The organism is Bradyrhizobium sp. 2TAF36 (assembly GCF_052114925.1).
Lineage (GTDB): Bacteria > Pseudomonadota > Alphaproteobacteria > Rhizobiales > Xanthobacteraceae > Bradyrhizobium > Bradyrhizobium barranii.
Map to the genome: position 1 here is coordinate 1 of NZ_JBFRFR010000069.1, position 12749 is coordinate 12749.

General features: G+C 63.6%; 14 protein-coding genes and 1 riboswitch. Of the genes, 9 read left to right on the plus strand and 5 right to left on the minus strand.

Going from position 1 to position 12749, the window contains the following annotated elements; genetic code table 11:
- Positions 1 to 144 precede the first annotated feature (144 nt).
- The gene (locus AB4Z51_RS32655; protein WP_167768048.1) at positions 145 to 483 is read right to left on the minus strand and encodes a hypothetical protein; all 339 of its coding nucleotides are present in this window, start codon (positions 481 to 483) and stop codon (positions 145 to 147) included.
- 43 nt (positions 484 to 526) lie between these two features.
- Positions 527 to 1285: a hypothetical protein gene (locus AB4Z51_RS32660; protein ID WP_135214815.1), complete on the minus strand. Its 759-nt coding sequence runs from the start codon at positions 1283 to 1285 to the stop codon at positions 527 to 529.
- Between the two features lie 505 nt (positions 1286 to 1790).
- Here AB4Z51_RS32660 and AB4Z51_RS32665 point away from each other — a divergent pair.
- Positions 1791 to 3002 (plus strand): ABC transporter substrate-binding protein, encoded by a 1212-nt coding sequence (locus AB4Z51_RS32665; protein WP_085405136.1) that lies wholly within the window; start codon positions 1791 to 1793, stop codon positions 3000 to 3002.
- Between the two features lie 108 nt (positions 3003 to 3110).
- Here the strand turns inward: AB4Z51_RS32665 and AB4Z51_RS32670 are convergent, their stop codons facing one another.
- Together AB4Z51_RS32670 and AB4Z51_RS32675 are read right to left on the minus strand one after the other, a co-directional pair.
- Positions 3111 to 3644 carry a PRC-barrel domain-containing protein gene (locus tag AB4Z51_RS32670; protein ID WP_085405137.1) on the minus strand — a complete coding sequence of 178 codons (534 nt, stop codon included), beginning with the start codon at positions 3642 to 3644 and terminating at the stop codon, positions 3111 to 3113.
- A 237-nt stretch (positions 3645 to 3881) separates the two neighbouring features.
- The gene (locus tag AB4Z51_RS32675) at positions 3882 to 4460 is read right to left on the minus strand and encodes a hypothetical protein (protein WP_085405138.1); all 579 of its coding nucleotides are present in this window, start codon (positions 4458 to 4460) and stop codon (positions 3882 to 3884) included.
- Between the two features lie 180 nt (positions 4461 to 4640).
- Here AB4Z51_RS32675 and AB4Z51_RS32680 point away from each other — a divergent pair, with 180 nt between their 5' ends.
- Complete coding sequence (locus AB4Z51_RS32680) at positions 4641 to 5405, plus strand: response regulator (protein ID WP_085405139.1); 765 nt, start codon at positions 4641 to 4643, stop codon at positions 5403 to 5405.
- Between the two features lie 13 nt (positions 5406 to 5418).
- The gene (locus AB4Z51_RS32685; protein ID WP_441498791.1) at positions 5419 to 6747 is read left to right on the plus strand and encodes an ATP-binding protein; all 1329 of its coding nucleotides are present in this window, start codon (positions 5419 to 5421) and stop codon (positions 6745 to 6747) included.
- A gap of 8 nt (positions 6748 to 6755) precedes the next feature.
- On the opposite strand, the gene AB4Z51_RS32690 is transcribed toward AB4Z51_RS32685, so the two are convergent.
- On the minus strand, positions 6756 to 6956 hold the full coding sequence (locus AB4Z51_RS32690) for a hypothetical protein (protein ID WP_028153771.1): 201 nt from the start codon (positions 6954 to 6956) through the stop codon (positions 6756 to 6758).
- 224 nt (positions 6957 to 7180) lie between these two features.
- Between AB4Z51_RS32690 and AB4Z51_RS32695 the strand changes: the two genes are divergently transcribed.
- The 6 genes from AB4Z51_RS32695 (at position 7181) to thiC (ending at position 12661) form a co-directional block, all read left to right on the plus strand.
- The gene (locus AB4Z51_RS32695) at positions 7181 to 7717 is read left to right on the plus strand and encodes a lytic transglycosylase domain-containing protein (RefSeq protein ID WP_085405141.1); all 537 of its coding nucleotides are present in this window, start codon (positions 7181 to 7183) and stop codon (positions 7715 to 7717) included.
- A gap of 156 nt (positions 7718 to 7873) precedes the next feature.
- Positions 7874 to 8002, plus strand: a riboswitch (TPP riboswitch).
- A complete protein-coding gene (locus AB4Z51_RS32700; protein ID WP_085405142.1) occupies positions 7990 to 9000 on the plus strand; it encodes an FAD-dependent oxidoreductase in 1011 nt (336 codons plus the stop codon). Its footprint overlaps the riboswitch before it by 13 nt.
- The gene (thiS, locus tag AB4Z51_RS32705; protein WP_028153774.1) at positions 8991 to 9188 is read left to right on the plus strand and encodes a sulfur carrier protein ThiS; all 198 of its coding nucleotides are present in this window, start codon (positions 8991 to 8993) and stop codon (positions 9186 to 9188) included. Before AB4Z51_RS32700 ends, thiS begins: the two co-directional genes overlap by 10 nt.
- 172 nt (positions 9189 to 9360) lie before the next feature.
- Complete coding sequence (locus AB4Z51_RS32710; protein WP_441498792.1) at positions 9361 to 10143, plus strand: thiazole synthase; 783 nt, start codon at positions 9361 to 9363, stop codon at positions 10141 to 10143.
- Positions 10130 to 10738 carry a thiamine phosphate synthase gene (locus AB4Z51_RS32715; protein WP_085405144.1) on the plus strand — a complete coding sequence of 203 codons (609 nt, stop codon included), beginning with the start codon at positions 10130 to 10132 and terminating at the stop codon, positions 10736 to 10738. Before AB4Z51_RS32710 ends, AB4Z51_RS32715 begins: the two co-directional genes overlap by 14 nt.
- 24 nt (positions 10739 to 10762) lie before the next feature.
- Positions 10763 to 12661 carry a phosphomethylpyrimidine synthase ThiC gene (thiC, locus tag AB4Z51_RS32720; RefSeq protein WP_085405145.1) on the plus strand — a complete coding sequence of 633 codons (1899 nt, stop codon included), beginning with the start codon at positions 10763 to 10765 and terminating at the stop codon, positions 12659 to 12661.
- Positions 12662 to 12749 lie beyond the last annotated feature (88 nt).

Genomic DNA, 12749 nt, shown 5'->3' on the forward strand with positions numbered 1-12749 from the left:
AAGAACGGCATCAGCCAGCGTTCAAGTTCGTCTTCCCATCCCGGCATGGTCAGCCCTCCAAGAGCCGACCACCCATGAATCATTGAAAAATTGATTCGGGAATCCTATAAAACGCGACAAAATCAAAAATCTGCCAAAGTAGTGCTAGTTGCGTCGGATATGATCTTTCGCGCCGCGGAGCTTGGCCGCGTAGTCAAACGCGGCGCACTTCTCCAGAGAATTCCTCAACTGTTCAAGCTCGGCGAAGCGGGCGATGTCTTCGTTTATTTCTGGCACGGCGTGCTTGAAAGCATCGTAGGCAGCGCGCATCAGTTGCTCGCGCCGCTGATATTCCTGGAACCCTCCGCCCAAACTGGTTTGGTAGGTGCGGCACTCTGTATCGTCGCTATCGCTACCGCGGCAGCGAAGCATTGCGGCATGCATGTCGAAGCTGAAGTTCTGTTTGCTCGCATAGGTCAGGTGCGTGCTCGACAGGTGCTGCATCACCTCTTCGTTCGAGAACGGGGTATACTCAAGCAGCACATCGTCAAATTGGCCTGTTCCTTGTGATGCGCAGCTTGGCGCGAGCGGGCATTAGACCATTGAAGTAGGTGCCTTCATTTGTGAGGTTATCGACTTCCATCGGACGGGTTGTGAAATTGGTGTAGCTGTTTGCGAGCTCGCTGGTCAAAGTGAAGTAGCGTGTCGCGAATTTCTTGACCAGATCATCCATGAGCAAATTAAGAAACACAATGCGTTTGCGGAGGCAGCTGCGCAGGAAATCCTGGTATTCGCCTTTATCGATAAAGTTCATGAACTCGACGTAGTGAACAAACTTGGCAATGTTGCTGATCCTCGTTTCGGCCTCTGCGAGTGCGAAGAACTCGTCCCGGATCTTCTCGAGATCCTGCGGGAAAACGCGATGGGCAGAATTACTGACGAACTTCTGCATGTTTGACTCGATCAGCGCATAATGATCGTTCAGGCGTTCGTCGCGGACGATGTGTTGAATGGTCACAGGTAGGGCGTTCAAAGCATGCAGGATTGCTGCAGCTGTTTGATTTAGAGCGTCGAGCCGGTCACGAATATCGTTGAGCAGATCAATCTGTTGTCTGAGTAGAGCGCGTTCTTTTGCTGCATTGAACAACGACGCAAAGACACTGAAAGCTGTGCTCGCAGCGAACGAGACAGGATTGAAGTTTCCCGAGATCTTTAGAAGGCTCTCAACACTGACGTGGACGCCATCGACTTCAACATTGACGGGGATGCTGCCAATGTTGACGGAATTGCCGTTGAAATCAAACATGTTGCCCCTCACCTGAAATGTTTAAAGGTAAACTTTGGCCCGCCCGCTGTTCGGGTTGCGGATCGTCACTATGATCATTTCTCCGAGGGACCACAACTCCGGCGAGAGACTTGAGCTGCGATGATTGGGCGAAACGAAACCCGCTCGTTTCCGAAGCGGGGCATGATGTGATGACGTGCCGTTCAAATGGGGGCTGGTCTACGCCGCATGCTTGTCAACGTTCGGCACCTCCATCTGCTTGTCCGGCGCGATCGCGTAGTGCTACACGCCGGCTTCGCGGCGCCGCTCGATCGTCTCGCCTTTCTTGAGGGAGTCCCCCTCACCCGCATCGCATCTTCGATGCGCTGCAGCCTCTCCCCGCATGCGGGGAGAGGCGAAGGAAACACCGCCGCGCCCTGCTTATTTCTCCACCCCCTCACGCATCTTTGGCTTAGCTGCCGCGACCGATTGTCGCTAGAACTGTCCCTGCAACAACGCCCCAACAACAACACACAGGGAGAGACATATGCAAAAACTCATCGCCGCGGTTGCGGCCGGCCTCGCTCTCGCCGCCTCGTCAGGCGCGGCGCAGGCGCAGATTTCCGACGATGTCGTCAAGATCGGCGTGCTCACGGACATGTCGAGCCTCTATGCGGACGCGACCGGCAAGGGCTCGCTCGCCGCCGTCGAGATGGCGGTTGCCGATTACGGCGCCAAGGTCGCGGGCAAGCCGGTGCAGGTGGTCGCCGCCGATCACCAGAACAAGCCCGACGTCGGCGTCAACATCGCCCGCAACTGGTACGACAACGACAAGGTCGACGCGATCTTCGACGTGCCGACATCCTCGGTGGCACTGCCGATCTCGGCGCTGACGCGCGAGAAGAACAAGATCAACATCAACTCCGGCGGCGGGTCATCGGACATCACCGGCGTCGCCTGCTCGCCCAACACCGTGCACTGGACCTACGACACCTATGCCCTGTCGAACGTCGCCGGCAAGGCGATGGTGAAGCGCGGCGAGGACACCTGGTTCTTCGTCACCGCCGACTACGCCTTCGGCATGGCGCTGCAGCGCGACGCCGCCAACGTGGTCAAGGAGAGCGGCGGCAAGGTGCTCGGCGAGGTCCGCCATCCGCTCAATTCCTCGGACTTCTCGTCCTTCCTGCTGCAGGCCCAGGCCTCCAAGGCCAAGGTGGTCGCGCTGGCGAATGCCGGCGGCGATACCACCAACGCGCTGAAGCAGGCGGCCGAATTCGGTCTCGTTCAGGGTGGCCAGAAGATGATCGCGCTGCTCCAGGAGATCACCGACACCCATTCGCTCGGCATCAAGGCGACGCAAGGCCTGATCGTCACCGACGCGTTCTACTGGGACATGAACGAGGAGACGCGCGCCTTCTCGAAGCGGTTCAACGAGAAGGTCGGTCATATGCCGACCATGATCCAGGCCGGTCTCTACTCGGCGACCATGCACTATCTGAAGGCGATCGAGGCCATCAAGACCGACGAGGCGCCGAAGGTGATGGAGCAGATGCGCAAAACGCCGGTCAACGACTTCTTCGCCAGGAACGGCAAGATCCGCATCGACGGCCGCATGGTGCACGACATGTATCTGTTCGAGGTGAAGAAGCCGGAGGAGTCCAAGGGCGAGTGGGACCTCTACAAGCTGATCGCCACCGTCCCCGGCGACGAAGCCTTCCGTCCGCTCGACAAGGGTGGCTGCCCGCTGGTGACGCACTGAACGTCTTCTCCCTCTCCCCGCTTGCGGGGAGAGGTGAAAGACGAAAGACACGACAGCGCGCCCGGTGAAAACCGGGCGCGCTTCGTTTCGGCCGTCACGTGAGCAGCATTACTCCGAGTACTTGAACTCGGGCATGTTCTTCAGCTCGTCCTTGCTGGCATTGAACACGGCGTGGTCCGGATACCATTTCGACGTGGACGAGGCGGTCGTAGCCGTCGTCGTCGTGGTCTTCTCGGTGCCGGTCGCAGCGCCGGTGGTCGTGGTCGCCGCAGGCTTCGCGCCCGTGCCGGTGTAGGCGACGGCCTCGTTGACGAACTTCAGCTTCTCGTAGGGGACGGCGACCAGATGCTCGCCCATGCCGAGGAAGCCGCCGACGCCGATCACGGCAATCTTGATGTTGCCGCTCTTGTCCATCAGCAGGTCGTTGATCGAGCCAATGTTCTCGTTGGCGTCGTTGTAGATCTTCAGGCCCGACATCTTCGAGGCACGCCACTCGCCCGACGCAGTCGTCGTCGTTGTGGTGGTGGTGGTGGTGGCCGCGGGCGCTGCCTTGTCGGTGGTGGCGGTCGGGTTTTGCGCGAACGCAACGGTCGCAAGCAGTGCGGTGCCGGCAAGGCCGGCGGCGATCGATTTCATCAACATTGTTGTCCTCTCCTTCAGCAGAAAGCTTATGCGGAGAGAACAGCGGCGATCATCCGCAGTTCCTTTTCTGCGGCAATTTCGTCACGCGATGATGGCGCTGCGCTGCGATGAAAGTTCCTGCGTCACTCAGGAACGTTCGATGAGGAACGTTCCTGATGCACAGTTCCCCGCCGACGATCATGCGCCCTGGGTGAAGCACGATCGCGGCGAGGAACGCGCCGACCTGCGTCGCTCAGGTCAGCTCTTGAAGTCGATTAGAAGTGCGGAGAAATCCGAACCGCCGAATGAGCTGCCGTTGGCGCCGTAGGACGCGCTCGACGATTGCGACTGCTGGAGCGCCTGGAGGAATTGCTGGAGAATGTCCGCCGTGGTCGTGTTGGTCGACGTGCTGCTGGTCGAGTCCGTCGAGGACGAATCCGACGAGCTGTCATCCGGCGGCGGACCGGGCGGCGGTCCGCCCGCACCACCCGGACCACCGGGGCCACCGGCGCCGCCGGGCCCCTTGGCGAAAGCGGACTGAAACACGTTCTTCAGTTCGTCCGCCTGGTCCGAGGTCAGCGTCCCGTTCGACACTTCGTTGGCGATGAGATCGTCGATCTTCGACTTCATCTCGTCCTTGGAAGGACGCGTGCCGCTCGACTGATCGCTGGATCGGCTCGACTGCAAGGCGGTGTCGATATCGGTCAGCGCCGTCGAGAGCGCCGACTGGTCCGACGACGAGATCGTGCCGTCGGAAACGTCCGATTGCAATTGCTGCTGAAGCCGCTGCAGGGGCGACTGGTAGTTACCGGCGGAGGCCGCCGAAATCGAGGTCATAATGGCTCCGTGGCTTTTGCGGGGTTTCGTAAGCGACACCGCCACGGTATGGTTAGCGGCCTTAACGAGACCTTGCCGCTTCCCCGCCCGGGTATTGCCTGCTGTTGCGCCCGGACAGGCAGAAACAATCCGAAACAAAAATCTTCGCCTTTTGGCCCGAATCTTGGACAAACAAAGCGCATGGCCAATCCCAACATCCTGGTCGTCGAGGACGACCGCGAAACCCGGACGTTGATTGCAAAGTACCTGCGCAACAACGCCTGCAACGTCACCACCGTGAGCGATGGTCGGGAGATGTCGCGTGCCTTGGCCGATCACAGGGTCGACCTCATCATCCTCGACGTCATGCTGCCCGGCGAGGACGGCTTGAGCCTGTGCCGCAAGGTACGCTCGGAGGCGCAGACGCCGATCATCATGCTGACCGCGCGCGGCGAGGACGTCGATCGCATCGTCGGCCTCGAGATGGGCGCGGACGACTATCTGCCGAAGCCGTTCAACCCGCGCGAGCTGCTCGCACGCATCAACGCGGTGCTGCGCCGCCAGGCCGCAGCCCAGGCGGCAAGCTCGATCGAGGGCGCCTCCACGCTCGTCTTCGAGGGCTGGCGCATCGATCTGCGCCTGCGCGAATTGCGCAATCCGGAAGGCGCGCGCGTCGCGGTGACCAGCGCCGAGTTCGATCTTTTGCGGACGTTCTGCGAACGGCCCGGCCGCGTGCTGTCGCGCGACAGCCTGCTCGACCTCACGCAAGGGCGCAACACCGGCTCGTTCGAGCGCTCGATCGACGTGCTGGTCAGCCGCATCCGCCGCAAGATCGAGCCCAATCCGGCCGATCCCACCATCATCAAGACGGTGCGCTCCGGCGGCTATCTGTTCACGCCCAGAACCGAAGCGGCCGGGACTGAAGCAGCTGGCAATGAAGCGGTCGCGGCGACCCTGGGCAGTTAGTGGAGCGGTCGTCATGACGCCGTTCCGCTTCTTCCACCTCAAAAGCATCGGTGGACAGATCGCCGCGCTGGTGGTGGCGTCGATCGTCGCGCTGCATCTGATCCTCACCGCCAGCTTTCTGATCAGCCGGCCGGACCGGGCCGAGCCGCCGCCCGACGCCGCCCATCAGCTCGCGGACGCGGCGCTGCTGCTCAACGGCACGGATGCGAGCGAGCGGCCGCGCATCCTCGCCAATATCGTGCGTGCGTTTCCGAAGGCCGGCATCGAGCTCCTCGCGCCGGGGACCTTCTCCGTCGCCGACGACAGGGAGGGCCCGCATCTGCGCAACGTGCGCCGGCATCTCGGCCATCAGTACAAGGTGGTCGCGCTGCCCCCGAATTTCGGCGTGCACCGCGTCGCGGTCGAGCTTCCCGACGGCAGCGTGATCGCAGGCCGCGTCGAGCAGGGCCCGCATCCGCCGCGGTTCTGGGGCGGCCCCTGGATGATAACGCTGCTGTTCGCGCTGATCAGCGTCACGATGCTCGGCCTGTGGGCGGCCTACGCGCTGGCCGCGCCGCTGTCCTCGTTTGCCAGGGCCGCCGAGAATTTCAGCCTGGACGGGGCGGCCGATCCGCTGCCCGAGCGCGGCCCGGAGGAGATCCGCTCGGTCGCGCGCGCGCTCAACCRCATGCATGAGCGGATCGCGCGGCTGATGTCGGATCGCACCCGGATGCTGGCGGCGATCAGCCACGACCTGCGAACGCCGATCACCCGGCTGCGCCTGCGCGCCGAGTTCATCGAGGACGAGGGCAACCGAAGGCGCATGCTGATCGATCTCGACCAGATGCGCTCGATGCTGGAATCCGTGTTGTCGCTGCTGCGCAACGACCGCAAGATCGAGGCGGTGACGCTGGTCGACATCGCGAGCACGCTCCAGGTCATCGCCGACCAGTTCGGCGACATGGGCCATGTCGTGCACTATGACGGCCCCGCTTCGGCTACGGCCGCCGCGCGGCCCGACGAGCTGCATCGGGGCGTCACCAACCTCGTCGAGAACGCGGTTCGCTTCGGCGCCGAAGTGACGATCCGCCTCGACGTATCAGGCACCAGGCTCGTCATCGACGTCGAGGACGACGGCCCCGGCATCTCGGATGCGCGCAAGCAGGAGATGCTGGAGCCGTTCGCGCRCGGCGACGACGCGCGCACCATGGACGAGCACACCGGCTTCGGGCTCGGCCTGTCGATCGCGCGCGCCATCGCGATCGCTCATGGCGGCGAATTGTCGTTGCACGACCGCGCGCCGCACGGGCTGATCGTGCGGATGCAGTTGCCGGTATGGCAGCAGCCGCGGCGGGCGGCGTAAGGCACGCCTCAGGCGGCGAGCGGCGGATGCTCGATCGGGTGCTCATCGAAGATCGCCACCGCCTCAAAGCGGTAGCCGCAGGCGTGGCATTTCCAGAGATAGGAAACGCGGCCTTCGCCCGGCTCGATCCAGTCCGGAGACGGGATCGGTGCCCCACATTGCGCACAGGGGTTCTGCTTGGGGATGTCGCCGATGTCTGCTCGGGTCATGGACGTTCTCCCGAATTTTGAATAGCGATTTTTGGGCGAATGCACGAATAGACAGACCTGCTGTCGCGTAACGCACATCGCCAAGTGCAATCCTAACCTGGGTTTGAGTCGTAAAAACGACGGCCCCGCGAAAATCGCCGCTGGCGGCGTTTCGCCACATCATCGCCGTGTTCCCACGGCCTAACGCGCACGGGTGCAGGTTCGTTCTGCCGAGGAATAATTCAATGAAAATTTTGCGTATTGCCGTGGTCGCTGCGGCCGGGCTGATGTTGCCCCAGGCCGCATTCGCGGGCGAAGCCGAATATGCCGAGATGGTCGCGGCCCATGCCCGCGCCAACGGCGTGCCGGAAGCGCTGGTGCATCGCGTCATCATGCGCGAGAGCCGCTATCAGCCCGGCCTGATCGGTCGCGGCGGCACCATCGGCCTGATGCAGATCAAGCTCGCGACCGCCCGCGGGGTCGGCTACACCGGCGACGCCGCCGGCCTGCGCGATCCCAACACCAACCTCACCTACGCCGTCAAATACCTCGCCGGCGCCTATCGCGCCGCCAACGGCGACCACGCCCGAGCCGTGCGTTATTTCGCGGGCGGCTATTACTACGTTGCAAAGCGGCAGCGTCAGGAGGCCATGCAGGTCGCCAATATGGGCGACACCTGGCTCGAGCCGAACGGCAATCCGCAGCCGATGCTCGGGACGGCGCCGCATAAGAAGCTGGCCCAGCGCGTCAGCAATGCGCGGGCGCAGGTTCCCAACCACTAGCCACCGTCATTCCGGGGCGATGCGAAGCATCGAGCCCGGAATCTCGAGCTTCCCCGGTGCGCAATTGCGCACCCGGGGTTCGGTCCGGCGGACCGCGCCGGAATGTCAGCCCTGTGGCTAGCGCGTTGACCACCCCGTCCCGCTGGCATACATTAGAGCCGTTCCGAGGGGTGCTCCGAGGAGGAGCTGAGATACCGCTAAATGGGTCAGAAGGCCCAGGACCGCGGTGACCCTTTGAACCTGATCCGGGTCATGCCGGCGAAGGGACAGGGATGTTGCAGACCACCAAGCGACCGGATTCCCCGGTATCCATCATCGGCGCAGGCATTGCAGGTGCCTGGCAGGCGCTTTTGTTCGCGCAGGCCGGCCATGCCGTGACGCTACACGAGCGCGGTGACGCCGCGATGACCGATTCCACCAGCCATTGGGCCGGCGGGATGCTCGCGCCCTGGTGCGAGGCGGAGGTCGCCGAACCCATCATCTCCAGGCTCGGCCAGCGCTCCCTGGACATCTGGCGGCGCGAGCTGCCGGACACCCCCTTCAATGGCTCGCTCGTCGTCGCCCACCCGCGCGAGCGCAACGATTTCGAGCGCTTTGCGCGGATGACCGAAGGCCACCGCCGGCTAGATGCGACCAGCCTTGCCGAGCTCGAGCCGTCGCTGGAGGGCCGCTTCCGCGACGCGCTGTTCTTCCCGACCGAGGGCCATGTCGAGCCGCGCCGCGTGCTGCCGAAGCTGCACGAGCGCATCCGCGCCGCCGGCGGCATCATCAAGTTCTCCAGCGACGTCTCCGCCAAAGACCTCGACGGTATCGTGATCGACTGCCGCGGCCTCGGCGCGCGCGACGAGCAGCCGGAGTTGCGCGGCGTCAAGGGCGAGATGATTTTGATCGAGACCGGCGAGGTGCGGCTGGCGCGCCCGGTGCGGCTGATCCATCCGCGCTGGCCGCTCTACGTGATCCCGCGCGAGGACAATCTGTTCATGCTGGGCGCGACCTCGATCGAGGCCGAGGACACCGGCGTCAGCGTGCGCTCCGCGCTGGAGCTGCTGGGTGCGGCCTATGCCGTGCATCCTGCTTTCGGCGAGGCCCGCATCGTCGAATTCGGCTCGGGCTTGCGCCCCGCTTTCCCCGACAATCTGCCGCGCATCGGCATTCGTGGCGGCCAGATCAGCGTTAACGGGCTCTACCGCCACGGCTTCCTGATCGCACCGGCGCTCGCCGAGCTGACGCTGCAATACGTCCAGCGCGGCCAGATCGACAATGAGGTGATGCAATGCGCGTGATCGTCAACGGCGAGCAGCGCGAGGTGAATTCCGCAAGCGTCGACGCGCTGCTGGCCGAGCTCGACTACGAGGGCACCCATTTCGCGATCGCGCTCAATTACGACGTCGTGCCGAAAAGCCGCTGGGCCGAGACCCACCTCAAGGCCGGCGACGAGATCGAGATCATCACGCCGCGGCAGGGAGGGTGAGGGAGATGATGGCACGCTCTCTCCACTTGTCGTCCCCGCGAAGGCGGGGACCCATAACCACAGGGAGCGGTTATGGCGGCCGGTCTCTCCCCACGTGCCCCAAGAGAAATCACGCGGTATGGGTCCCCGCCTTCGCGGGGACGACAGTTGAACTTGAGGAGACACCTCGGACATGGTGACCTTCTACGGCAAATCCTTCCCCTCCCGCCTCCTGATCGGCAGCGCGCTGTATCCCTCGCCTGCGATCATGCAGGCGGCGATCCGTGCCTCCGGCTCGAACATCGTCACGGTATCGCTGCGCCGCGAAGCCGCCGGCGGCAAGACCGGGGACGCATTCTGGAATCTGATCCGCGAGCTCGACGTCAGCGTGCTGCCGAACACCGCCGGCTGCCGCAGCGTGCGCGAAGCCGTGACCACCGCAAAACTCGCGCGCGAATTGTTCGGCACATCCTGGATCAAGCTGGAAGTGATCGCCGACAACGACACGCTGCAGCCCGACGTCGTCGGCCTGGTCGAAGCCGCCACCATCCTGATCAAGGACGGCTTTGAGGTGTTCCCCTATTGCACCGAGGATCTCTCGGTCGCGAACCGCCTGGTCGATGCCGGCTGCAAGGTCGTCATGCCCTGGGCCGCGCCGATCGGCTCGGCCCGCGGCATCACCAACCGCGACGCGCTGAAACTGCTGCGCGAGCGCCTGCCTGATATCACGCTGGTGGTCGATGCCGGCATCGGCGCGCCGTCGCATGCGGCCGAGGCGCTCGAACTCGGCTACGACGCCGTGCTGCTCAACACCGCCATCGCTAAAGCCGCCGATCCCGTCGCGATGGCCAATGCCTTCCGTCTCGTCTGTGATGCCGGCCGCACCGCCTACGAAGCCGGGCTGATGAACGCCCGCGACTTCGCTTCCCCCTCCACCCCTGTCGTTGGGACACCATTCTGGCATGCCGTATCCTGATCGCTTCTATCCCGTCGTCGACAGCCTCAAATGGGTCGAACGCCTGACCAAGCTCGGCGTCGGCACCATCCAGCTGCGCGCGAAAGACCTCAACGATGCCGACGCGCTCCAGATCGTCACCGATGCGCTGGCGATCACGAAGGACACGCAGGCCAAGCTGGTCGTGAACGACTATTGGCGCGCGGCCGTCGTCGCCGGCGCAAAATATCTGCACCTCGGTCAGGAAGACCTGGCGGAAGCGGACCTCAAGGCCATCCGCGAGGCCGGCCTGTCGCTCGGCATCTCCACCCATGACGACGCGGAGCTAGAGACCGCGCGTGCCGCAGAGCCCGACTACGTCGCGCTCGGTCCGATCTTCTTCACCACGCTCAAATCGATGCGCTTCGAACCGCAGGGCATTCCGAAGATCACGGAATGGAAGAAGCGGATCGGCAGCATCCCGCTGGTCGCGATCGGCGGCATCAAGTTCGAGCACGCCGCGGAGATCTTTGCCGCCGGCGCAGATTCCATCGCCGTCGTCAGCGACGTCACCCAAAACGCCGACCCGGACGCGCGAGTCAAACAATGGCTTGGCGATTCCGCCAAAGCCGCCTGAACGAGAGATACAACGGAGGATCCCATGAACATCCGCTCCAACCCCGACAAGACCGTTCCCGCCGTCACCACCGGCCCGCTGCCCTCGTCGCGAAAAATCTTCGCGTCTCCGGACGCTGCGCCCGACATCCGCGTGCCGTTGCGCGAGATCATCCTCTCCGAGGGCGCCGGCGAGCCCAACCTGCCGGTCTACGACACCTCGGGCCCCTACACCGACCCGACCGTTACCATCGACGTCAACGCCGGCCTGTCGCGCAACCGTCTCGCCTGGGTCAAGGAGCGAGGCGGCGTCGAGGAGTATCAGGGCCGCGATATCAAGCCGGAGGACAATGGCAACGTCGGCGCCTCGCATGCCGCAAAGGCCTTCACCGCGCACCACAAGCCGCTGCGCGGCCTCGACGGCCACAAGATCACCCAGCTCGAATTCGCCCGCGCCGGCATCATCACCAAGGAAATGATCTACGTCGCCGAGCGCGAAAACCTCGGCCGCAAAAAACAGCTCGATCGCGCGGAGGCAGCGCTGGCCGACGGCGAAAGCTTTGGCGCCGAAGTCCCTGCCTTCATCACCCCGGAATTCGTCCGCTCCGAGATCGCGCGCGGCCGCGCCATCATCCCCTGCAACATCAACCACGCTGAGTTGGAGCCGATGATCATCGGCCGCAACTTCCTCACCAAGATCAACGCCAATATTGGCAACTCCGCCGTGACGTCGTCGGTGGAAGAGGAAGTCGACAAGATGGTGTGGGCGATCCGCTGGGGCGCCGACACCGTGATGGACCTCTCCACCGGCCGCAACATCCACACCACCCGGGAATGGATTCTGCGCAACGCGCCGATCCCGATCGGCACCGTGCCGATTTACCAGGCGCTGGAGAAGTGCGAAGGCGATCCCGTCAAACTGACCTGGGAGCTCTACAAGGACACGCTGATCGAGCAGTGCGAGCAGGGCGTCGACTACTTCACCATCCACGCCGGCGTGCGCCTGTCCTATATCCACCTCACCGCCAACCGCGTCACCGGCATCGTCAGCCGCGGCGGCTCGATCATGGCGAAGTGGTGCCTGGCGCATCACAAGGAGAGCTTCCTCTACACCCATTTCGACGAGATCTGCGACCTCATGCGCAAGTATGACGTCTCGTTCTCGCTCGGCGACGGCCTGCGCCCCGGCTCGATCGCGGATGCCAACGACCGCGCGCAGTTCGCCGAACTCGAGACGCTCGGTGAACTGACCAAGATCGCGTGGGACAAGGGCTGTCAGGTCATGATCGAGGGCCCCGGCCACGTGCCGATGCACAAGATCAAGATCAACATGGACAAGCAGCTCAAGGAGTGCGGCGAGGCGCCGTTCTACACGCTTGGACCGCTGACCACCGACATCGCGCCGGGCTACGACCACATCACCTCGGGCATTGGCGCCGCCATGATCGGCTGGTTCGGCTGCGCCATGCTCTGCTACGTCACGCCGAAGGAGCATCTCGGCCTGCCTGATCGCAACGACGTCAAGGTCGGCGTCATCACCTACAAGATCGCTGCGCACGCCTCCGACCTCGCCAAGGGCCACCCGGCCGCCCAGCTCCGCGACGACGCGCTCTCCCGCGCCCGTTTCGACTTCCGCTGGAGCGACCAGTTCAACCTCGGCCTCGACCCCGACACCGCCAAGAACTTCCACGACGAGACCCTGCCGAAGGAAGCCCACAAGGTCGCGCATTTCTGCTCGATGTGCGGACCAAAATTCTGCTCGATGAAGATCACCCAGGACGTGCGGGACTATGCGGCGACGCTGAACGACCCGAACAGCGTGGGCATGTCGATGAGCGGCACCGCCGAGGACGGCATGGCGAAGATGAGCGCGAAGTTCAAGGAGATGGGCTCAAGCGTGTATCTGGATGCGGAGAAGGTGAAGGAGAGCAATCGGGTGCTGTGAAGGATATCCCTACTCCATCGAACTCAGGGGCCGGGTGAAAGTCCGGCCCCTCTCATTATGAGACTATCTTGTAACTAGAGCCTCCTAC